Below are 21,822 nucleotides of genomic sequence, written 5' to 3'. Positions count from 1 at the left end.
CATGGCGCTCAACCTCTTCCGCAGATCCCCCGACGCGCAACGTCGCCGGCGACTCGCCGGCACCCCCGAAGGCCCGGTGCGCGATTTCCTCTCCGCGCCATTCCCGACGGCGAACCTCCCCCTGGCAACCCTACCGCTGCTGGCCATCGACTTGGAAACCACCGGACTGGACCCCGCCGACGACCGGATCCTCAGTATCGGGTTTGTCCCCGTCGACGGCGACGCGATCACTCTTGGTGGGGCGCGGCACGTGCTGATATGCCCCGATGAGGTGTCGTCGGTGGGTGCTTCCGCCACGCTCCACGGCATCACCGACGACGCCCTCACCGCCGGCATGAGCCTGCGGGAAGCGCTCGAGATCACCCTCGCGGCGCTCCGAGGGCGGGTGCTGCTCGCCCACTACGCCCGGGTAGAGGTGGAGTTCATCACCCGGGCTTGTCACCAGGTGTTTGGCGCCGCGCCGGTGTTCCCCGTCGCGGACACGATGCAACTCGGCCACGACCTCGTGCTGCATCGCCACGGGGCGGTGCCGCGCGGTGCGCTCCGGCTGTGGGCACTGCGTCGGCGCTTCGGGCTGCCGACCTATAAAGCTCACCATGCACTCGGCGATGCACTCGCGTGTGCGGAGCTCTACCTCGCGCTGACTGCGGAGCTCGGGCTCACGAAGGCGCGCCAGGTGCTGCGCTGAGGGGTCAGCTGCCGGCCAGCACTTCGTCGACCCACTTCGGCACCTCCACCGACGCGAGCCCCCGCCGGACTTCGTGGAAGTAGCTGAAGGCTCGCGATGCGTCGAGGTTCAACTCGACGGTGTGCGCGCCTACTGCGACTGCGTATTGCACGAATGCGGCGGCGGGATACACCTCCCCTGAGGTGCCGATGGCAGCGAAGAGCGTGCAGCGCTCGAGCTCGTTGCTGATTCGGCCCATCTCGTAGGGCGCCTCGCCAAACCACACGACGTCGGGGCGTAGCCTTCCCCGTTCGCCGCAGGCAGGGCACGAGGTGTGTTCGGCGATGTCGTCACGGGTACGCGTGCGCTCGCCGCACGCCAAGCACCATTGGTTGAGCAGCTCGCCGTGCATGTGTACGACGTCGGTGGCGCCGGCGCGTTCGTGCAGGTCATCAATGTTTTGCGTGACGATGAGCACCTCGCCGGGAAGCTCGCGCTGCAGTCGAGCGAGCGCCTCGTGCGCAGCATTCGGGCGCACCTCATCGGAACACAGTTGTCGGCGGCGCTGGTTGTAGAACTCGTTCACGAGCGCTGGGTCGGCCTCGAACCCCTCCGGCGTGGCGACGTCGGTGATGTCGTGGTTCTCCCAGAGTCCGTTCGCGTCGCGAAACGTGCGGATACCCGACTCCGCCGAGACACCCGCGCCCGTCAGAATGACGATACGTGCCATGGCCTCATCCTGGCATGAATCACGCCACGACGGTCCTCCCGTGCACCCGCGCGGCCTGCGACACGGGCCTTAACGGCCTAGAAGGTGCCTGCCCAGGGCTCCGGTAAGCCCAAGGCGGAAGGAGCTACGAGCGGATTGGGGAGGAAACTCCCGCTGACGAGATTTACAACTTTCCTAGGCCAAGTTGTCCCAGGTGATGCGACTCGAATGAGGTGCGCCATCATGGTGAGCACGCCAAACACTTGTTCGCTCTGCCCATCAGGTAACCCCGTGAAACCTGACTGTGTTCGCAACGCTGCGGTGGGAGCTGGCGCAAATGACTTATTCCACAATCGAGCGTGATGTGCGCAAATGTTGCGAACAATCGTAAGCTGCTCCATCCACCGTACGAGCGGTGATTGGAGCTTTACCTTGCGTTGCTGATTTTTCGATAAGTCTGCCAAGTCGACGACAATCCCCAGCTCTTCGGCAACACGACGCTGGTCCGCAACCGGCAACCCTTCATACAGGCGTGAAATATCGACAAAGTCGAGCACTTCAGCAAGCACCCAGAAAGGGTATTGGCTGTCATATTTCGCCTGATAATGCCGGATTGCCTCATTGTTACGGCCTGCGCGGTCAACGCGTCTCGTGATGGTTCTCATCCATCGTTCGTGGTCAAAGGTGGGGCGGAACCGTCGTGGATCAACGTAGGCAAGGGGATCGCCATCGATGAGAGCTTCGCCTACGCGAGTGCGCATAGCAATTTCAATACGTTCCATGCCATCGTGCACGAGTGTGCGTAGTTTCCTGTCCGCTTCATAGAGCGCAACAACATCGCTAAATCTGGTGCCGGGGTTGAATTCATCATCTCGGTTGCCGCAGCGGCCCAGTTTCCTAGCGGGATACCAATACGCCGACAGCCGGTAGTAGCTCACGTAGCTCAACCATTGGTGCGCCAATTCGCTCTCAACTTCCATGCCGCGAGAGCGCAGCAGCGCAATGTGTTCGGGAATAGTTGCTGCTTGTTTTACTGGTTTGGTCACCACAGTTACCAGCCTAGAAAGAGATCCAGCCCACTCTCGAGCGGAGTCGAGGCGGGCTGAACGGTTGTAGTAATTTTATCACACTCGTCTCCTAGCACTGGTGTCTCCCAACCAGAGGAAACGGTACGTGCCATGGCCTCATCCTGGCACGAATCACGCCACCAGGTGCTGCTCCAGCGACTCCCGATCCGGCAACGCACATGGCCGAAACTCCGCATCCGTACACACCACGACGGTCCGCCCGCGCGCCAGCAAGGTTCCGTCGGGCGAGCACACCTCAGCAGCCGACGTCAGCGAGGTGCGCCCAAGATGAGTGAGCGCCGTGCGCACGGTGAGGGGCTCGAAGCTGTGGTGAATCTGAGCCAGATAGTCGACGTCTTGCCGAACGACGAGCCAGTTGTACTCGGCCTCGCCGCTGCCGGGGCGAGCCAACGTCGGGCTCCACTGCGGTGACACCTCGATACGCGCCTGCTGCAAGTACTCGAACACGAGCATGTTGTTGACGTGCCCGTAGCGGTCGAGGTCGGTCCACCTGGTGTGGTGCAGCGTCGCGATCCCCCGCCCGTCGAGCGCCGGGGCTGTGAGTTCCGAGAACGGATCCCAGGAGGCCCGGTGTCGGTCGAAGTACGTGCGCATGTCCGGGGCGAGGCGCACGGGGCGCTGCGCATCGAAATCAAACGGCGCCAGCACCGTGCGCGCCTCGGCGACCACTTCGTCGAATTGCCGAAGTACGTAGCCAATCTGCACGCGTGCCGCGCCGACGTCGGTGATGACGAGCTCGACATCGAGCGGCTCGGGCGAGTACTCAACTGACCGTCGGAACATCACCTGCTGCCCCACGACCACGACGCCCTGCTCGAGGATGCCGGAGTCGCGCAGCAGGTGCACGCGCGCCTCCTGCAGGTAGTCGGCGATGCGCGCGTTGTTCACGTGGCGCTGCGCATCCATGTCCGACCAGCGCAGCTGGATGGGCGCGTGCACGCTCAGTCTTCCTTCGGGTATAGCCCGTCGACGATGTCCTGGTACTCCTGCGCGACGATGCCTCGTCGGATCTTCATGTTCGCCGTCGTGCCACCGTTTTCAACGGTGAGCTCGTGGTCGAGGATGGCGAACTTCTTCACCGTCTCCCAGTGCTCCAGGCGCGCGTTGGCCTTCGCCATCTGCTTCTCCACCGACCCATAAATCTCGGGACGCTGGGTGAGCTCCGCGTAGCTCAGCTCGCCCATGCCGCGCTTCTCCGCCCAGGCGCGCAGCAGGGCAGGCTCCATGACGACGAGCGCCGACACGTACTTGCGCCCCTCACCCACCGCGATGGCCTGCGACACGTACGGGATGTTCGTCGTGATCGCCGCCTCAACCTTCTGCGGCGCGACGTACTTACCGCCGGAGGTCTTGAAGAGATCCTTCTTGCGATCGGTGATGCGCACGCGCCCAGTTTCGTCGATCTCCGCGATATCGCCGGTGTGGTACCAACCGTCGGCCTCGAGCACCTCGGTGGTCTTCTCGGGGAGGTTGTGGTAGCCGTCGAACAGCGACGGGCCGCGCAACAGGAGCTCGCCGTCCTCAGCAAGCCTCGTCTCCACGCGCGGCAGGGGCAGCCCGACGGTGCCTAGTCGCGGATTATCTGGGTCATCCACGGTGGCGATGGCGGAGGTTTCCGTCGACCCGTACCCCTCGATGATGCGGATGCCGGCAGACTCAAACCAAGTCTGCACCTGCGGGTTCAGCTTCGCGGAACCCGAGATCATGTAGCGAATGTTGCCGCCCAGGCGCTCCTTCAACTTGGAGTACACCAGCTTGTCAGCCAGCGCATGCTTCCACTTCAGCAGGCCCTTCAGCTCGCCCTTCTCACGCGCGGCCATGGCGTCGCGGCCGACGGCGAAGGCCCAGTGGGAAATCCGACCTTTGATGCCCTTGCCGGTGATCACCGCGGCGCGCACCTTCTCGAAGATGCGCGGCACGCCGCACATCACGTCGGGCTTGGTTTCCTGCAGCCCGTCGACGATCCGGTCGATCCGCCCGTCGACGGCGTTGTGAATGTTGTAGGCCATGGAACATGCCAGCAGCGTCTTGCCGAAGACATGGCTGAGCGGGAGCCACAAGTACATGGTGGTGTCGTGCGGCAGCAGATGCCGCTCCATGGAGCCGACGGCCTCCGCCATCCAGCAGCGGTGCGGCAGCCGTACGCCCTTGGGGCGCCCCGTCGTACCGGAGGTGTAGATCAGTGTGGAGAGGTCGTCGATCTGCACGGTGGCCAGCACATCGTCGACGGCGGCGGGCTGCTCGGCGAGCAGCTTGCGGCCGGCTTCGCGCAGCTGGGCGTAGCTAATGATGCGGTCGTCGAGGGTGACGCCCTCGGTGTCGAACATCACGACGGTGTGCACCTGCTCGGTGATGGCGTCGTCGTGCAGCACCTTCTCGAGGTGCGTGGCGTTCTCAGCGACGAGGATCTTCGAATCGGAGTCGGTGATGATGTACTGCATCTCGTCGTCGCCCGTGTTGGGGTAGATCGTCGTCGTAGCAGCCGCCGAGCAGGCAATGGCGAGGTCGATGAAGATCCACTCGAGGCGGGTGGACGAGCAGATGGAGATGCGCTCTTCGGGCTTGATGCCGCGCGCCAGGAAACCGGCAGCGAGCTCGTCGACGATGACGCGCGACTCAGCCCACGTGAACTTCGTCCACGTGCTCGGGCCCTCCGCGGTGTAGTCGGGGCAGCTGAATGCCAAGGAATCCGGGCTTTCCGCTACGCGCCAGCGGAAGTAGTCACCGAAGCTCTTGGAAACGCGCTCCAATTCGTCCGAGTAGGTGGTCATCAGTTCCTCCTGCGAAATGCTCACTTGGCAGCCTATACGACCATCATTCGATGACTTGGGACATTAACCCGCCCCGGCCTGCTTCTGGCGCCTGCCCACCGCATAGTATGGGCCTCCATGAGCACCCCCCAGCGTGGCTGGTTGACAGAAGATCAGCAAAAAATTTGGCGAAATTCGCTCCTTGCCAAGACAAGAATCAGCGAATACCTCGACCACGTCCTCAGACAGTACGGATTGAGCCTCGAAGAATACGAGCTGCTCGTTCGTCTGTCCGAAGCGCCTGACACCACGCTGCGCATGGGTGAGCTCGCCGAGAGCGTCCGCCACTCCCGCTCCCGGCTCACCCACACCATCGCCAGGATGGAAAAGCGCAACCTCGTCCGCCGCGAGCCAACCGCCAGCGACGGGCGCGGCGTCCAGGCAGTGCTCACCGACGAGGGCTTCGACGTGCTGCGCGAGGCCGCGCCGCACCACGTCGACTCCGTGCGCGAAGTGCTCATCGACGCCGTGTCTGCTGAGGATCTCGCCGCATTCGGTCGGTGCATGGAGGCGATCCTCACAGTCGCGGACGAGGCCACCGGCAACCGGTAAGAGGTGGTTGGATGGAGTGCGTGCCCAACCTGGATTCTTCGCCGCTCACGCGTGCGCTCTACACCTCCGACGGTTCCCTCTACCGAGTTGAGCCCACCGCTGTGGCGACGCCACGCACCACGTCAGAGCTGATTGAAACGGTGCGCTGGGCACTCCGCGAACAGTTACCCATCACTGTGCGCGGTGCGGGTACCTCGTGTGCTGGCAACGCCGTCGGGACCGGGCTGATCGTCGACGTGTCGCGCCACCTGACGTGCATTCACTCCATCGACGCGGATGCCCGCACTGCGGTGATCGACCCCGGCGTCGTACAAGACCAGCTGCAGCGGGCTGCCGCGCCCTACGGGCTGCGTCTCGGCCCCGACCCCTCGACGTCGTCGCGATGCACCGTCGGCGGCATGATCGGCAACAACGCCTGCGGGCCGCGTGCGCTGGGGTACGGGCGCATGGCCGACAACGTCGTCGAACTGGAAATCATCGACGGCACTGGCGAGCTGCGCACGCTGGGCCGCGACGAGTTCCCCGAACTCAAAGCCCTTGTGGCGGCCAATTTGGGCGTGATCCGTACGGAGTTCGGGCGGTTCACGCGGCAGGTGTCTGGCTACTCGTTGGAGCACCTGCTGCCCGAGCATCGCTTCGATGTCGCGAAGTTCTTCGCCGGCACCGAGGGCACGCTCGGAGTGATCACGAAGGCGACGGTGAAGCTCGTCGCGGACGTGCCACACAAACTGATGGTGGCGCTCGGCTACCCCACCATGGCGGATGCCGGCGACGACATCGCCAACCTGCTCCAGCTCTCCCCCACCGCGTGTGAGGGGCTCGACCGGCGCATTGTCGACGTGGTTATCCGCCAGAACGGCCCCGACGCCGTGGGCGCGCTGCCTGCTGGCGACGGCTGGATGCTGCTCGAACTCACCGACGACGATCCCGCCCGGCTTCGGTCCCGAGCGCAGCAGCTTCTCGGCACCGCTCGCGCCGGCGACGGGTGGATCGTGGACGACCCCGTCGAGGCTGCCCGGCTGTGGCAGATTCGCGCCGACGGTGCGGGCTTGGCTGGGGTGTCGCTGGAGAAGCCTGCGTACCCCGGTTGGGAGGACTCGGCGGTGCCGCCGGAGCACCTTGGCGACTACCTGCGGGCGTTCGACGCGTGCCTCGAACGCCACGGTTTGCAGGGTCTCCCCTACGGGCACTTCGGCGACGGATGTGTGCACTGCCGCATTGATTTCCCGCTCGACGAGCCCGACGGTCCGGAGCGCTACCGGGCGTTCGTCGAAGAGGCCGCGCAGATCGTCGCGGGGTTCGGTGGGTCGATGAGCGGCGAGCATGGCGACGGGCGGGCGCGTTCCGCGCTGCTGAAGTACATGTACTCCGACGAGGCGCTCGAGCTGTTTGCGCAGGTCAAGCATCTGTTTGATCCGCAGAATCTGCTGAACCCAGGCATCCTCGTCGACCCGCTCCCCGTGGAGGCCGACGCTCGCATGGTGGCGGCGGCTTCGTCGCCTCTGAACCTGAGCGACCCGGACTTCGTGCGGCAGGTGCACCAATGCACAGGCGTCGGGAAGTGCCTCGCCGACAATGCGCCGTCGGGCGGGGTGATGTGCCCGAGCTTCCACGCCACGCGCGAGCAGAAAGACTCGACGCGGGGTCGCGCGCGGGTGCTGCAGGAGATGGTGAACGGGTCGATCATTACGCAGGGTTGGCGCTCTCCCGAGGTCGCCGAGGCACTGGATTTATGCTTGTCATGCAAGGGTTGCGCACGCGACTGCCCGACCGGCATCGACATGGCGGCCTACAAGGCGCGCGTCACGCACGAGCGGTACAAGGGCAGGCTCCGTCCGCGCAATCACTACGCGCTGGGCTGGCTGCCGCGGTGGGGGCGGCTGATCACGTCGGTGCCCGGCCTGGGGCGTGTGGTGAACGCCGTCGGCGCGGCACCCGTCGTGGGGAACGCGCTGAAGTGGGCCGCGGGCGTGGACGGGCGGCGGCAGATTCCGCGGTTCGCGAAGCGGCGCGCCACGTCGGCGCTGCAAGAGGCCTCGTCGCCGGAAACACCTACTGACAAGGGGCGGGTGCTGCTGTGGGTGGATTCGTTCACCAACTGCTTCGAGTCGAACACCTTCGCCGCGTTGGTGCAGGTGCTGAGCCGACTGGGCTACGAGCCGACCGTGCTCGACCGCACCGCGTGTTGCGGGCTCACCTGGATCTCCACCGGGCAACTCGACGGCGCTCGCACGCAGCTGCGGAAGGCGGCCGCGGTGCTGGCGCCGTTCGTCGCGGATGGCATCCCCATCATCGGCGTGGAGCCGAGCTGCACGGCGGTGTGGCGCGGGGATGCGTCTGATCTGTTGCCGGATGACGAGAATGTGGCAGCGCTTCGGGGCAAGGTGCGGACGCTGGCGGAGTTCCTCGCCGAGGATCCTGACTTCACTCCCCCGGACCTCTCCGGCCATACGATCGTCGCGCAGCCGCATTGCCACCATGCATCGGTGATCGGTTGGCGCGAAGACCGCAAGCTGCTGGATGCGACGGGCGCAGAGCTGGTTGTCGTCGGCGGGTGCTGCGGGCTGGCCGGCAACTTCGGCGTCGAGCGCGGGCACCACGAAGTGAGCGTGAAGGTGTACGAGTCGAACCTGCAGCCCGCGCTCGAGCACAACCCCGACGCGATCGTCCTCGCCGATGGATTCTCCTGCCAGACCCAGATGCGCTCCCTGTCGAACCGCAGCTCCATGTCCCTGGCTGAATTACTCGCCACGCACTGAAGCGCCGGCGAGCCGCGCGACAGACAAACTCCGCCTTGAGGGCCAACAGCCGCCCATCTAGATTGGCTATCTATCTAGATAGTGTTACACTCTAGTTATGGAAACGAACGAGTGGCCAGCCGACTGGCAGCGCGGCATCCTCGAGCTGTGCGTGCTGCGCATCATCGGCGACGGCCCCACCTACGGCTACGACATCGCCTCGAAGTTGGCCGACGCCGGGCTGGGCGAGGTCAAGGGCGGGACGCTGTACCCGCTGCTCAAGCGCCTCGAGCAGGGCGGGCTGGTCGTCGTCGAATGGCGCCCGGGTGAGGGCGGGCCCGGGCGCAAGTTCTACGAGCTCAACGAGCTGGGCCGCACGCGACGAAATGAGCTCGCCGACGTCTGGCGGCGCTTCTCCGCTGCCGTCACCAACCACGTCTCCCCCATCGGAAAGGACCACTGACATGGCTGATCACTCCTTCGAGCAGCGTCTGGCTCCGCACATCGACCCCGCCTGGAGCGAGGCGTTCATCCTCGAGGCGCGCCTGCGCGGCGTGCTCGGAACCGTCATCGGCGACGCGCTGGCAGAGGTGGACGCGCACGTCGTCGATTCCGGACAGAGCGCTGAGGAGGCGTTCGGAGACCCGAAGGACTACGCGCACCATCTCCCCGTCGACGCGGCAGCCGGAACCGGCTTCGCCAAGGTGATTCTCCCGCCCGCGCTACAGGTCTTCGGCATGCTCGCTGTGCTGCAGGCGGTGTGGCCGCTGCGGGACGGCGACGGGGTGCCGCTCACCGTCGGATTGCTCGTCATGACAGCACTACTGGTCGCCGGATACGTGGCGTTGGCCACGTGGCCGACACCCATCCTGCGCATGGCAACCAGCCGGCCGGTCGTCGGAGCTGCTTGCGCTGCAGCGTTCTTCGCGGCGTGCATCGGAGCCTGCTTCACCCCTGGGACGCTCGCGACCGTCTCCGGGTGGTGGGTCCTGGGCGTTGGGATCGCCTTGCTGGCCATCGGGGTGATACTCGGCATCGAGCGCGCGGTGCGCGGCGTCGACACCGATCCCATCGTCCGCCCCAACGAGATCGCCAAGCCTGCCAACCTGCTGGGCGTCATGGCACCCAGTCTCATAGTGCCCGTCATGACCGCCATCCTCGCGGCCATCCAGCTCGCGTTCTGACGCCTTGACCAGGCCGAAAACTTCAAAATCCGTACGCAGATGGTTCTTCACCCCCGAAATCAGGGGGGTTACCTCAAGCTGCGTACGGATTGTGAAGTTTCTGGAGCAGTGCCTGGATCGTCGGCACCAGGTCGGGCAGCGTCGCATGGGTGAAACGCAGCACCGTCCAGCCCTGCAAGATGAGCTCGACGTCCTTGCGTCGATCGTCGACGAACGCTTCGTACGACTTGTGGTGTTCCCACGAATCCAGCTCCACCGCGAGCTTCAGCCCACGAAATGCGATGTCGGAGTAGCGGACCGTGCCATCGGGCAGCACAATCCGTTGGTTGCCCTTCCACCCTTTGATTCGGGCTCGACGCAACATCCGGTGGCCGTCGCGCTCTAGCTCGGACCACGGCTGGTCTCGGGACTCCAGCAGTAACCGTCGCCGTTCGACGTTGCCCGCTCGCCTGGCCATCACCCCAATGGCCCAGCGCATCGCCTTCAGGCTGGTCGCACGTCGACGCAGCGCCTGGTCGATGGCCTCGCCGCCCAGCGTGTCGGTGAGCTCCAGTGCGCACCAGGCAGGATGCACGAGCCGGTAACCGTACTGCTCGAATACGAGGTCGGGGTCTATGTCTCCGCGACTCAGCCGCAAACCCGGAACCGCACGCTCGCTCGCGCGCCGCACCACTGCCGTCACCTCCCGAACCTCGAGTTCTGGCCACCAGCTCAGCTTCGCAGCGGTGGCGCCGGTGAACACCGCGTCGGGATCCCAGGGCTTCACTGCCGCGACGAGAGTCTCGAACGACCGCTCGAAGGAGTAGGTGCCCGGCAACAGCGCAATCAGCGCGCCGGTGCGCAGCGCATGGCGGATGGCATTGGCGAGCTCGGGGTGCTCGCGGCGAGAGACGGCGCCGTCGGCCGCGAGCAGTCGCTGGAGTTCGGGGTGCATGGCACCACCTCACCCCAAGATGGAACGCAAGGGAAGACCCTCATCGCCACCTGTGGAAAACTCCTGCGGGAGGGTTACACGCCCGAAAAACTTCAAAATCCGTACGCAGATGGGTTCTCACCCCCGAAATCAGGGGGTTACCTCAAGCTGCGTACGGATTGTGAAGTTTGGGCGCCGGGTCAGCGCATGAGTTTGCGGTGCGCGGTCGACTTCGGGCGGTTAGCTTCGGGGCCGAGGCGCTCGGTCTTGTTGGCCTCGTAGTCGGCGAAGTTACCCTCGAACCAGAACCACTTGGCGGGGTTCTCGTCGGTGCCCTCCCACGCGAGGATGTGGGTGGCGACGCGGTCGAGGAACCAGCGGTCGTGGGAAATCACGACGGCGCAGCCGGGGAACTCGAGCAGCGCGTCTTCGAGCGACTGCAGGGTTTCGACGTCGAGGTCGTTGGTGGGCTCGTCAAGCAGCAGCACGTTGCCGCCCTGCTTCAGCGTGAGCGCGAGGTTCAGACGGTTGCGTTCACCGCCGGAGAGCACGCCCGACATCTTCTGCTGGTCGGGCCCCTTGAATCCGAACGACGCGACGTACGCGCGCGAGGGCATCTCAAAGTTGGCCACCTTGATGTAGTCGAGCCCGTCGGAGACCACTTCCCACACGTTCTTCTTGTCGTCGAGGCCCTCGCGGGTCTGGTCGACGTAGCTGAACTGCACCGTCTCGCCAACCTTGAGGGAGCCGCTGTCGGGCTCGTACTGGCCAGTGATGGTCTTGAACAGCGTGGACTTACCCACACCGTTTGGGCCGATAATGCCGACGATGCCCGCGCGCGGCAGTGAGAACGAGAGGTTATCGATGAGGACGCGGTCACCGAATCCCTTGGTGAGGTTGTTGGCCTCGAGCACCACCGAACCCAGGCGTGGGCCCGGCGGGATGTTGATCTCGGCGAGGTCAACGCTGCGACGCTTCTCGGCCTCCGCTGCCAGCTCTTCGTAGCGAGCGAGACGCGCCCGGTTCTTCGCCTGACGCGCCTTCGGGTTCGAGCGCACCCACTCGAGCTCCTTCTCGAGGATCTTGGCCCGCTTGGCGTCCTTCTTGCCCTCGATCTGCAGACGCTGACGCTTCGTCTCCAGGTAGGTGGAGTAGTTGCCTTCGTAAGGGTGCAGGCGCCCGCGGTCGACTTCGCAAATCCATTCCGCGACGTTGTCGAGGAAGTAGCGGTCGTGGGTGACGGCGAGCACGGCGCCCGGGTACGTCTTGAGGTGGCCTTCCAGCCAGTCGACGGATTCCGCGTCGAGGTGGTTGGTGGGCTCGTCAAGCAGCAGGAGGTCGGGCTGTTCGAGCAGCAGCTTGCACAGCGCGACGCGGCGCCGCTCACCACCGGAGAGCTTGGTGACGTCGGCATCCGGCGGCGGGCACTGCAGCGCGTTCATCGCCTGCTCGAGCTGGGAGTCGAGATCCCAGGCACCCAGGTGGTCGAGCTGAGTCTGCAACTCCCCCATCTCGGCCATGAGCGCATCGAAGTCGGCGTCGGGGTCTGCCATCTCGGCGGAGACCTCGTCGAAGCGGCGCAGCTTCGCCTTCGTATCGGCGACGGCCTCCTCGATGTTCTCGATGACGTTCTTCTCTTCATTCAGGGGTGGTTCCTGCAGGAGAATGCCGACGGTGGCGCCCTTCTGCAGCATGGCTTCGCCGTTGTTGGGCTTGTCGAGACCAGCCATGAGTTTGAGCATCGTCGACTTGCCGGCGCCGTTGGGCCCGACGACGCCGATCTTGGCGCCGGGGAAGAATGACAGCGTCACGTTGTCGAGGATGACCTTCTCACCGACCGTTTTGCGGACGTTGTGCATCGTGTAGATGAACTCAGCCACGGGGATCCCTTCTGGAAGACGTTGGAGGCCGCGAGGCGGACCTAATCGCGTGCAAGTATGCCATCCAAACGCGCCAATGCGGCTGCTGCGCGCTGGTGATCGTCGAGTTCTGCTTGCACGTCGGCGATCACGGTGGCCTCGAGTTCTTCGTCGACGGCGCTCCCGAGGCGTTTGGCGGTCTGCCGCCCGGCGCGGTTGGCGGTGAGGCGGAGGATGGCGTCGCCGGAGAGGGAGATGAGCACGAGCGCCACGAGTGTGGCGACGATGACCGTCACCACTTTGGGCGCGAATTCGCCGGTGGCCCAGACGAATTGGTACACCACCCAGCCTGCAACGCCGACGAGTGCCACGACGGGCAGCCATTTCAGGCCGCGCACCAGGCCCCATCCGAAGGGTGCGTCCATGTCGGAGAGGTCGACGTCGCGCATGACGTGGTCGAGGCGGGTAGGGAGCGTGGCTGCGGAGCCGGACATGATGCGGCGACGTGCATCGTCGCGCCACCGTTCGGGCAACGCCGCAGTCTGGGTGGAGAGGAATCGTCGCACGGCCGACGTGGCGCGGGCGTCGTCGGCAGCGGAGGCCACCTGGTGGCTGGGTAGCTCGAGGGGGCCGGCGCCCTTCGCTCCGCGCCAGCCCTGCACCATGGCTCCCCTGCTGCGCACCGTTCGTCGGATGCCCTCTGCCCGACGCTCCACGCCCGCCGCCGCGCGAACCTCGCGCTTCAGCTCGTCGACGGCGGCTTCCTCCATGCCGACGCTCTGCCCGCTCACTTGGCGCAGCTCGTGGGCCAGACCGCGCAGGTCGGCAGTGAGCCGCTCTCGGGTGGCGCGCTTGTGGGCGGCAACCCGCCCGAGGTGCCGCCGCAACAAATCGACACCTTCGCCTTCGCGCGCGTTCGTCGCGAACACAGGCACCCCCTGCAACCCGTCGGCCTCGAGCAGCGTCCGGAGGTGGGCGAGCACGTCTTCCACCCGCTCGTCCATACCGTGCGAGTCGGGGTAGATCGGCGCCCCGTCGGTGAGCACATCAGCGTGGTTGAGCACGACGGTGATGACGTCGCTGTGCTCGCGTAGCGGGCGCAGGTAGCGCTCGTGGAGCAGGTTGTCGGCGTACTTTTGCGGGTCGACGACGAACACGAATTGGTCGACGATGCGCACCAGGCGGTCGACTTCCTCGCGGTGCGCGTCGCGGATGGAGTCGTGGTCGGGCAGGTCGAGCAAGACGACGTCGGCGAAATCGGGGATGGGCGGACGCGCCTCGCGTCGCTGCCCGATGGCGAGGAGCTCCAGCAGGGCCTCGTTCGTGGCGGAAAAGCTCAGGGCGAGGGGCTGCGACGTGGTGGGCCGGCGCGCCGCCACCTGCGCGAGGGACGTGCCGGAGATGGCGTTGAAGAGTGACGATTTGCCCGACCCCGTGGCTCCGGAGAGCGCGACGACGGTCTGCTCGCCGGCGCGCATCCGTCGGTTGGCGAACGCCGAGACTTGGCGCGCGCGTTCCTCCAAATCTGGTGGGAGTTTGCCGCCTGCGAGCTGCAGGTACTCCTCGAGTTCGCTCAGCGCTTGTTCGATCACAGCTGGGTCCTCGCTTCCCGCACCTGCGCAGCCGCTGCTGCGAGCCGTTCCGCGACATCGGGCGCGACGGACGCCTCGTCGACGACGCTAGTGAAGCGGGCTGCTTCCTCGACGAGGAGGCTCTGCACGCGCGCATCGAGCAGGGAGCGCGCCTCAGTGGTGAGGCGTTCGACGGCGCCGGCACCGAACACGGATTCCAGCACGCGCTGGGACAACACCGACGTGGTACCCGCGATGCCCGCTTCGGCTCCGGTGAGCCCGCCGGTGGACGCAAACACCGCGATCATGAGCGTGAGACCGAGCGCGTTCGTGCCGAATGCGAACATGCGCGCGCGGAAGCGTTTGCCCTTGCCCTGCTCGCTGACGAGCCCGAGCACATCTTGTTGCCAGCCGCGTACCGCGGCCGAGGCGCGGTCGTGGAAATCGGGGGATGCCGCGCGCAGGTCGTCGGTGAGCAGGCTGCGCCCCCACGCGGTGTGCGACCAGGCCTGCGCGATGTCGTCGCATGCCTCGTCGGCGGCGGCGGTGATAACACGGGCGAGCTGAGTGGAGACCTCTTCGTTGGCTTCCTCCGCCTTCGGTTCGGCGCGGAACCAGCGGTGGGCCGTGGCGCGCAGGGATGCCACTTTCTCGTCGAGACCGCGCATGAGTTGCGTGGTGCCGACGACGTCGTGCCAGTGGTTGACAATCTCGCCGCGCAGCATGGAACCGTCGCCCAGCATGACGCCGATCTGCTCGGCCGCGCCCTCGAATTCGCCGGTGGCTTGGCCGCGTAGGTCGTCGGCGGCGCGTTGCTGCGCTTCGACGCCCTCGCGCAACGCCTCCACCTCGACGTCGAGCTGCCGAAGCGCCCCGGTGAGCGACTGTTTCACCACCTCGACGCGCGCCTCCTGCTGTGAGGTGAGCCCACCCAGCCAGCCGCGGATGGGCGCGACGGCGACGTCGGGCATCATGCCGTCTTCGAGCGGGGTTTCCTCAATGGCGAACAGCGGCGCGGCGCCGAGGCCTTCGTCGACGAGCATCCTCGCCAAGTCTGAGCCGACCTCCTGGGCGCTACCTGGCGGGCACCGGTTGATAACCACGCCGAGGAACAGCTCGCGCGCGGCAGCGCTCTTTAACAGCTCCCAGGGCACCGCGTCGGCATAACGGGCGGCGGAGGTGACGAACAGCCACAGGTCGGCGGCCAGCAGGAGTTGGCGCGCGAGGGTGCGGTTAGCGTCGTCGACCGAGTCGACGTCGGGCGCATCGAGCAGTGCGAGGCCCTCCGGCATCGACAGCACCTCGACGATGTGCAGCGCGCGGGTATCTTCAAGTTCGACATCGGTGCGGGTGAGCTCTGGCAGCACACTGCCGGAGCGGAACCACGGCGCATCCGACGGGTGACAGATGAGCACGGGCGACTTCGTCGTCGGGCGGCGCACGCCGGGCCGAGTGACGTGACGGCGCAACAGGGAGTTGACGAGGGTGGATTTCCCGGCGCCCGTCGACCCCCCGACGACGGCGAGCAGCGGCGCGTCGATAGTGGCCGCGCGTGGGAGCAGATAGTCGCGGAGTTGCCCCGCCGCTGCCCGTGCACGGTGCGAGTGTTCGTCGGAGGAGGGTAATGCCAGCGGGAAGCGCAGCGCCTCAAGCTCGGAGAGGAGGCCCGCCAGCGCGGATTCGAGGCTCATGGTTGCGGCCAGTTTCCGCCGAGACCGCTCGGGCCGGGGTACACCGCCTGGGGTGCGGGGGCACGTCGGATTTTGGGTTTGCGCCACCCCAGCAGCTTCACGCCCGGAGCTGTGGGCAGCGCCTTGCTGCGCAGCGCGGGCAGCTCTTCGATGATCTCGTGGATGCGGTGCTCGGCGCCGTTGCTGATGAGGCCGCGGGTGAGGTCGGAGCGCAGGTACGCCAGTTCCGTCATGCGACGGGTGAAGCGAACCGTGTACCACCAGCGTTTGGGGCCCCAAAAGAACGCGACGAACAGGTAGCGCACGCGCCGGAACGGGCCGGAAAACAGCTCGACCTCGCGCTCGCTCACCCAGCCTTGCGCGGCGAAATCGGTGAGACGATGGCGGATGAGGCGTGACTGCTGCACCACAGAAACAATGAGCGAGATGACGAGCAGCCCCACCAGCACGAGCGCCATAATCCACTGCGTCATGAGCGCCTCGGGCGGCCGCGTCGAGGCCAACCCGTTGAACAGCATATGCCCCCCGACCGACAGCAGGAACCCACCGAGCGGCGCCATGACACGCACGAGTTTCGAGCGTGCGGTGATGCCAACGACGAGCCCCGTCGCCGTCATCATGGTGAACAGCGGGTGGCCAAACGACGTGTACACGCCGCGCAGCATCACCAGCTCGTTGACCGCTTCTTCGGGGTTCGCGACAGAGACGTCGTGCAGGGCGTAGGTGATGACGCGTCCGTAGTAGATGATGTTCTCGACGAAGGCGAACCCAATTGCCGACAGCCCGGAGAGCATCACCACGCTCAGCCTGGACACGACCTTGCGCCGCAGCAGAATAATCAGCAGGAACAGCACCGTCGCTTTCGTGACCTCTTCGCTGAACGGCGCGGAGAACACTGCGGCGCGTGAGCCCGTGTCGGAATCTGCAGCGGTGGTGGCCATCATGCGCCCCATCCACGTGTTGATGTGGAGGGAGAACCACGTGGAAGCCGCGCCGCCCCACCCGAACACCAGCAACCAGATGAGTGGCTGCTGCGGCCGGAAGCGGTCGAGCCATACGAACAACAGCACGTAGACCGCCGCCGTGGGCGCAGCGAGGAGCGCAGCCTGCTTCACCGTTTGTTTCGTGAACGCGAGCGTCTGGGTGCCGTCCTCGAAGGTTTCCGGGGTGGTGAACATATGCCACTGATCGCGAAGCATCAGGAAATACACCGGCAGCAACACCACCGCGAGCCACAGTTCGGGGCAACGAAGCAACCGCCGCCACCACGCCACGTGCTCGGAGGACGCGATGCCGGCTAGACGGCGCTCGCGCATCGCTACCTGGCTCATAGTTGCATAGCCTACAAGGTGGGTCTGACAAAACACTCCGGCGACGAGGCGTCGTCGCAGCAATGCTGTGGTTCTTCTCCCAACCCACGCTCACTAGCCCGCGCGCCGCTCGCAGATCACCGTCGACGACGCTACGTCGCAATAAAGAATGCTGGAACCCACCGAAACAGGTGGGTTCCAGCATTCTTTATTGCGACGCCCCCGCCGGTGTGGCGCGCCCGGCAGGATTCGAACCTGCAACCTACGGATTAGAAGGCCGGTGCTCTATCCATTGAGCTACGGGCGCTCGGCGCAACAGTGTAGTCGCTGCCAGCCATGATGCGCGACGTGAGTCACCGCTGCTTCGCCTCGGCGGTGACGGGTGCGGCAGACCGCCACGTGACGGATTCGCCGTCGATCTGGCCGCCGTCGGAGGCCTTCACTACCTCGCCCCCGAACTCGAGCCGCATCCGATACAGCCCGACGGTGTCCTCCGGCGCGAGCACTGCCCCAAGGTTGACGCGCCAGACGCCGTCCTCCAGCGTCGGCTGGGGCGCCCACTCCTCGTCGCCCCACTGCTCGAGGGTGAACTGCGCGGTGGTGTCGCAGACGTGGAAGCCGGGGACGTCGCTGCGCTTCGCGTGCCAATTCGATCCGAACCCGACCATGTCACCGGGCACGTCGCCTTCCTCGCAGAAGGTGACCTCGTCGCTTTGGATCATCTGCTCCGGGATTGCGATGCGCAGGTGAGCGCGGATGTCGTCCTCGCTGGTGAACGTAAGACGCACCAGCTGCACCACACCGTCGACGTCACCGGGCGCGGGCAGTTCGTCGCCCCAGTCGTCCCAAGCCTGTTCCTCGTTCATGGTTTCGACGGGGCTCGGCGCCTGGATTGGCCCGGAAGCCACCTCGGAGGGCTCCGGAGCAGGCTGCTGGCTGGGTTGCTCGTCGGCGGCTCCTCCACACCCGGTGAGCACCAGGGCGAGCGCCACAGCGGCGGCACGGCATGCGTTCCTCATGAGGGCAAGCTTATAAAACCACCATCTAAAGCCGGAGCACGCACGCGGTAGGCTCGGGAGACGTGAATAGCAACATGGTGTGGATCGACTGCGAAATGACCGGCCTCGATTTGGAGGCCGACGGGCTGTGCGAGGTGGCTGCGCTCGTCACCGACTCGGAGCTCAACGTACTGGGCGAAGGGGTCGACGTCGTCATCAAGCCGACCGACGCCCAGCTGGAGCACATGGGCGAGTTCGTCACCGAGATGCACACCAAATCGGGGCTCCTCCCCCTCCTCGCGGAGGGAACCACGCTCGAGGACGCGCAGCAGCAGGTGCTCGCGTACGTGCAGGAGCACTGCCCCACCGCCCGCAAGGCGCCGCTAGCCGGCAACACCATCGGCACCGACCGCGCGTTCCTCGCCAAGTACATGCCCGAGCTCGAGCAGCACCTCCACTACCGCAACATCGACGTCTCCAGCATCAAGGAACTCGCACGCCGGTGGTACCCCCGCGTGCAGCACAAGGCCCCCGCGAAGACGGGCAACCACCGCGCGCTCGCGGACATCCAGGAGTCGATCGAAGAGCTGCGCTACTACCGCGACGCCCTGTTCGTCGCTCAGCCGGGGCCGTCGTCGGAGGAACTCAGCGAGATCGCGACGAAACACTGCGGCGCACTGACGGGTCACCGCCCCGACGAGGCCCCCGCCGCCCCGGACGAGAACGCTTGCGAGTGACGAGGCGCCGTCGGTTTCCCTTAGTGCGGCAAGGTGCGCTATGATCGCTGGTCGTCGTCATGAACGACCTTGGTGGGTATAGCTCAGCTGGTAGAGCGTCTGGTTGTGGTCCAGAAGGTCGCGGGTTCAAGCCCCGTTACTCACCCCACTGCGGCTAGGGAATTCCCTAGCCATCACGGTTTGCGGCTACGTTCGCGGCTACAACCCGGTGAAATCTTCCGCATGGTCATCCCCCGAGCCCGCGAAACGCCGCGATGAAAGCGTCCGCTGACGCATCCAATTCCTAGATCGACTTGGCTCCATACCAATCAGGGTTGCAGCGACGTGCGGCAGAACCGAGCCGACCAACACAAAGCCCCGTGGTAACCGGGTGGTCGCCACGGGGCAAGTATGTGAGCGTGACCTTTAAACACGCATGGGTGCGTGAAACTTCACGCCCCACCGACCGGGTACTGGGAACGGAACCCAAAGCCGTTCGGTGTCTCCATCTTGCCCCAAATCGCGGATCCGCACAAGAAAATCGCTATACCCGGTTCATAGTCAGGATGTTCACTCTCCCACGGCGCACGTCACCGAAGCTGTCGAGTCCGAAGGCGCGACGAAGGCGTCCCGCCACGCGACCCTTGGGTGTGGATTCCGATGCCGGAGCATCGGGAACCTCCCCTACCCACTTTCGCCGATCGTACGCAATCGCGCCAGCGATCACGTCCGCCACCTGCAGGAGGTTCGTCGATTCCGAGTTCAGGTCGTAGCATCCAAGAACACGACGAGTACCAAGCTGCTCATTGGCCCGCTCCCGCACTTCATCAGCCAGAACGCGCCCCTTGGGTGTCTGGATGAGGTCAAGGAAGACGTTGACCAGTTCGCCTTGATTCACGTTAGCGACGACGAGTCGACGCGCCATTACCGCCTGTGTCTCCCAGGATCGCCTCTTCGCTGAGTCCGTGGGGGAAAGCTCGTAGACCGAACCGCCAATCCGAACGTCGCATGTGGCGAGATACTCCACGAGTTCGATGTAGAAGCGCTCAGTGGCTTGCGTGATACGACCGAACTTGATCTCACCGAAGAACTTGAACTGCTGTCGAAGCTGCCGAATCTCGCGATCGATAGACGCAGTGTCCCGGCATTTGACGAACCCAACGACGAAGAGGCCACCGTTAGGATTCATAGATCCACTCTCGTCTAGGAACAGGCTTGAGACCGGAACGTCGTCGGGGAGACAAAAAGGGATGTCGGCAAGATCCCCCGATTCGGGGATGAGGGCGTCCTGCATTCCGTTCATTCCTCGTCCTCCGGGCCATCCGGCGCGGCAGCCGTCTCGACTTGTTGCGCATGGGCGATCAGCTTGGTGCATCGGTGCTCGTCGAGCGACCTGACTGGGCTCTTCTCAGCCTCAGCATTGCCAGCGTCCTTCGGCTCTCCTTGCATCCTGCGAGCAACCTCGGCAGGCAGCTTTTCATCAGAGACGTCCACGATGGAGGTGAGGGCTAGCCCACCTCGGAGGATTCACGCTGCAGTACCAGACGGCCACTGCAGCCCTGCGCCGAGTTTGCCGAGCTGACTGCCCTGAACGTAGCCAGCTCCGCTCGTGATCTTCGTGAGTGACGTGGTGGTCATATCAAGCCACCTCCCCATCTCACGTCGAACCGAAAGTCAAACACCACCTGCCGGTAGTCAGCATGGTACCCGCCAGCTGTGACAAATCCCGGATGCCCTCAGGAGCATCCCCTGCAGAACGCATCCACGGCCCGGTGTGTTTCACCCACCAAGCCAACCGCTGTTCACCAGCGCGACGAAACAGGCCGTGCCAGCGAAGATGCTGAGCAGTGAGCGTCGGCCACAAAGCAGATGCACCCCGACGGTCACCCCCGCCGCGACGAGGGCTGCCGCAGCGCGTCCCCCGTCGAAAGCAGAAACTAGCGTAGCCAGCGCCAAGATGGTGAGTATCCCAGCCGGCATCCACACCCCAATCCGACGCACCAGCGTCGACTCGCGCAGCGGCGCAAGCAACAGGAACGGTACCGCGCGGAGCCCGACGGTGATCGCGCCGGCCACTGCCACGACGGCCACGAAATATCCGAGGTCAGGCATGCCGGCTCCCCTCGCGCATCAGGTGACGGACGAACAGCGCGGCGGTGAACAGCACCATCGATGTCAGTAGGGCTGCACCGGGCGCTACGAGGAGCGCCACGCCGAAGCAACCCACCGCCATCACCACCGACGGCACCTCCCGCCGGGTGCGGGCGGCGTCGAGCGCCAGCACGATGAACAGCGCGACGAGCGCGAACTCCAACCCCTCGATGGGCCTGGGCAGCGACAATGCCGTGGCCACGCCGATGAGTCCGCCGCCCACCCAGTACGCCTGAAGCAGCACTTGGAGCCAGATGATCCGCCTTCCCGTCCAGTGCTCCTCACCCCTCGCGATGAACGCGTACGTCTCGTCGGTAAGGGCGTACACGCCGTACACTCGCGCGAGGCCGTGCACCCGGTCGATCGGGTAGTTGAAGGCGTAGAACACATGCCGCACGTTCACCAGCAGCACGGTGAGGCCGACGGTGAGCACCGGCGTGCCGGCAGCGATGAGGCTCACCAGCAGCAGATCCACCGAGCCCGCATAGACGACGACGGACAGCACCGGCGCAACCCACCAGGGAAAACCCGCTTGGATCACCATCATGCCGAACGCGATGCCGAGTGGGATCAACCCGAGCCCGCCTCCCAAACTCAGGCGAGCAACTTCGAGAGCATCCCGGTTTCGCACGCCTGCTATCTTGGCGTCAACCACCCCACCTGTGAGGGCCACGTCCATCACCTGAACAGCACGTCGACAGGCACCGCGGCACCGGCACTGCGCTCGATTTCCCATTTCGTGAGCGGCGTAGTAAGTTTAGTTTCCGCTGCGAGCACCACTAGCTCAACTGGCAGAGCAGCTGACTCTTAATCAGCGGGTTCAGGGTTCGAGTCCCTGGTGGTGTACCAAACGAAAGAAGGCCGC

General features: G+C 65.3%; 20 protein-coding genes and 3 tRNA genes. 8 read left to right on the top strand and 15 right to left on the bottom strand.

Going from position 1 to position 21,822, the window contains the following annotated elements:
• Nucleotide 1 precedes the first annotated feature (1 nt).
• The gene (locus Q0X68_RS06345) at nt 2-688 is read left to right on the top strand and encodes an exonuclease domain-containing protein (protein ID WP_297749135.1); all 687 of its coding nucleotides are present in this window, start codon (nt 2-4) and stop codon (nt 686-688) included.
• 4 nt (nt 689-692) lie between these two features.
• Here Q0X68_RS06345 and Q0X68_RS06340 read toward each other — a convergent pair whose 3' ends face one another.
• The 4 genes from Q0X68_RS06340 to Q0X68_RS06325 form a co-directional block, all read right to left on the bottom strand.
• Nucleotides 693-1,397 carry an NAD-dependent deacylase gene (locus Q0X68_RS06340; protein ID WP_297749132.1) on the bottom strand — a complete coding sequence of 235 codons (705 nt, stop codon included), beginning with the start codon at nt 1,395-1,397 and terminating at the stop codon, nt 693-695.
• Between the two features lie 77 nt (nt 1,398-1,474).
• Complete coding sequence (locus Q0X68_RS06335) at nt 1,475-2,422, bottom strand: Abi family protein (RefSeq protein WP_297749129.1); 948 nt, start codon at nt 2,420-2,422, stop codon at nt 1,475-1,477.
• Nucleotides 2,423-2,575: 153 nt separating this feature from the next.
• A complete protein-coding gene (locus Q0X68_RS06330) occupies nt 2,576-3,403 on the bottom strand; it encodes a thioesterase family protein (protein ID WP_297749127.1) in 828 nt (275 codons plus the stop codon).
• Between the two features lie 2 nt (nt 3,404-3,405).
• Complete coding sequence (locus tag Q0X68_RS06325; RefSeq protein ID WP_297749124.1) at nt 3,406-5,259, bottom strand: long-chain fatty acid--CoA ligase; 1,854 nt, start codon at nt 5,257-5,259, stop codon at nt 3,406-3,408.
• Nucleotides 5,260-5,352: 93 nt separating this feature from the next.
• On the opposite strand from Q0X68_RS06325, the gene Q0X68_RS06320 reads away from it, so the two are divergent.
• From Q0X68_RS06320 to Q0X68_RS06305, 4 genes are all read left to right on the top strand, one after another.
• A complete protein-coding gene (locus Q0X68_RS06320; RefSeq protein ID WP_297749121.1) occupies nt 5,353-5,826 on the top strand; it encodes a MarR family winged helix-turn-helix transcriptional regulator in 474 nt (157 codons plus the stop codon).
• Between the two features lie 11 nt (nt 5,827-5,837).
• Nucleotides 5,838-8,585, top strand: a complete 2,748-nt coding sequence (locus Q0X68_RS06315) for an FAD-binding and (Fe-S)-binding domain-containing protein (protein WP_297749117.1) — start codon at nt 5,838-5,840, stop codon at nt 8,583-8,585.
• Between the two features lie 97 nt (nt 8,586-8,682).
• A complete protein-coding gene (locus tag Q0X68_RS06310; protein ID WP_297749114.1) occupies nt 8,683-9,027 on the top strand; it encodes a PadR family transcriptional regulator in 345 nt (114 codons plus the stop codon).
• A gap of 1 nt (nt 9,028) precedes the next feature.
• Complete coding sequence (locus Q0X68_RS06305) at nt 9,029-9,748, top strand: hypothetical protein (RefSeq protein ID WP_297749111.1); 720 nt, start codon at nt 9,029-9,031, stop codon at nt 9,746-9,748.
• 73 nt (nt 9,749-9,821) lie between these two features.
• Here Q0X68_RS06305 and Q0X68_RS06300 read toward each other — a convergent pair whose 3' ends face one another.
• The 7 genes from Q0X68_RS06300 to Q0X68_RS06270 form a co-directional block, all read right to left on the bottom strand.
• Nucleotides 9,822-10,682 carry an endonuclease domain-containing protein gene (locus Q0X68_RS06300; RefSeq protein WP_297749108.1) on the bottom strand — a complete coding sequence of 287 codons (861 nt, stop codon included), beginning with the start codon at nt 10,680-10,682 and terminating at the stop codon, nt 9,822-9,824.
• Between the two features lie 179 nt (nt 10,683-10,861).
• Nucleotides 10,862-12,541, bottom strand: a complete 1,680-nt coding sequence (gene ettA, locus Q0X68_RS06295) for an energy-dependent translational throttle protein EttA (protein WP_297749105.1) — start codon at nt 12,539-12,541, stop codon at nt 10,862-10,864.
• Between the two features lie 41 nt (nt 12,542-12,582).
• Nucleotides 12,583-14,112 carry a GTPase gene (locus tag Q0X68_RS06290; RefSeq protein ID WP_297749101.1) on the bottom strand — a complete coding sequence of 510 codons (1,530 nt, stop codon included), beginning with the start codon at nt 14,110-14,112 and terminating at the stop codon, nt 12,583-12,585.
• A complete protein-coding gene (locus tag Q0X68_RS06285) occupies nt 14,109-15,782 on the bottom strand; it encodes an ABC transporter (RefSeq protein ID WP_297749098.1) in 1,674 nt (557 codons plus the stop codon). The genes Q0X68_RS06290 and Q0X68_RS06285 overlap by 4 nt, the downstream gene beginning before the upstream one ends.
• Entirely contained in the window at nt 15,779-17,113 is a 1,335-nt protein-coding gene (locus tag Q0X68_RS06280; RefSeq protein WP_297749096.1) for a PrsW family intramembrane metalloprotease, read from the bottom strand. Before Q0X68_RS06280 ends, Q0X68_RS06285 begins: the two co-directional genes overlap by 4 nt.
• 210 nt (nt 17,114-17,323) lie before the next feature.
• Nucleotides 17,324-17,399: transfer RNA gene (locus tag Q0X68_RS06275), tRNA-Arg, on the bottom strand.
• A 46-nt stretch (nt 17,400-17,445) separates the two neighbouring features.
• Nucleotides 17,446-18,111 (bottom strand): hypothetical protein, encoded by a 666-nt coding sequence (locus Q0X68_RS06270; RefSeq protein ID WP_297749093.1) that lies wholly within the window; start codon nt 18,109-18,111, stop codon nt 17,446-17,448.
• A gap of 74 nt (nt 18,112-18,185) precedes the next feature.
• Here Q0X68_RS06270 and orn point away from each other — a divergent pair, with 74 nt between their 5' ends.
• On the top strand, nt 18,186-18,827 hold the full coding sequence (orn, locus tag Q0X68_RS06265) for an oligoribonuclease (RefSeq protein WP_297749161.1): 642 nt from the start codon (nt 18,186-18,188) through the stop codon (nt 18,825-18,827).
• 72 nt (nt 18,828-18,899) lie between these two features.
• Nucleotides 18,900-18,975, top strand: a tRNA-His gene (locus tag Q0X68_RS06260).
• 375 nt (nt 18,976-19,350) lie between these two features.
• Here Q0X68_RS06260 and Q0X68_RS06255 read toward each other — a convergent pair.
• The 4 genes from Q0X68_RS06255 to Q0X68_RS06240 all read right to left on the bottom strand — a co-directional run bounded on the left by Q0X68_RS06255 (nt 19,351) and on the right by Q0X68_RS06240 (nt 21,630).
• Nucleotides 19,351-20,109, bottom strand: a complete 759-nt coding sequence (locus tag Q0X68_RS06255; RefSeq protein ID WP_297749090.1) for a DUF3800 domain-containing protein — start codon at nt 20,107-20,109, stop codon at nt 19,351-19,353.
• A complete protein-coding gene (locus Q0X68_RS06250; protein ID WP_297749088.1) occupies nt 20,106-20,300 on the bottom strand; it encodes a hypothetical protein in 195 nt (64 codons plus the stop codon). Before Q0X68_RS06250 ends, Q0X68_RS06255 begins: the two co-directional genes overlap by 4 nt.
• 285 nt (nt 20,301-20,585) lie before the next feature.
• The gene (locus tag Q0X68_RS06245) at nt 20,586-20,918 is read right to left on the bottom strand and encodes an AzlD domain-containing protein (RefSeq protein ID WP_297749085.1); all 333 of its coding nucleotides are present in this window, start codon (nt 20,916-20,918) and stop codon (nt 20,586-20,588) included.
• Nucleotides 20,911-21,630 carry an AzlC family ABC transporter permease gene (locus Q0X68_RS06240; protein ID WP_297749082.1) on the bottom strand — a complete coding sequence of 240 codons (720 nt, stop codon included), beginning with the start codon at nt 21,628-21,630 and terminating at the stop codon, nt 20,911-20,913. The genes Q0X68_RS06245 and Q0X68_RS06240 overlap by 8 nt, the downstream gene beginning before the upstream one ends.
• A gap of 100 nt (nt 21,631-21,730) precedes the next feature.
• On the opposite strand from Q0X68_RS06240, the gene Q0X68_RS06235 reads away from it, so the two are divergent.
• Nucleotides 21,731-21,806: transfer RNA gene (locus Q0X68_RS06235), tRNA-Lys, on the top strand.
• Nucleotides 21,807-21,822: the final 16 nt, after the last annotated feature.

The sequence above is a fragment of the uncultured Tessaracoccus sp. genome, from assembly GCF_947286155.1.
Classification (GTDB): domain Bacteria; phylum Actinomycetota; class Actinomycetes; order Propionibacteriales; family Propionibacteriaceae; genus Arachnia.
Note: the sequence above shows the minus strand (reverse complement) of the source record. Positions and strands in the feature narration are given on the sequence as shown.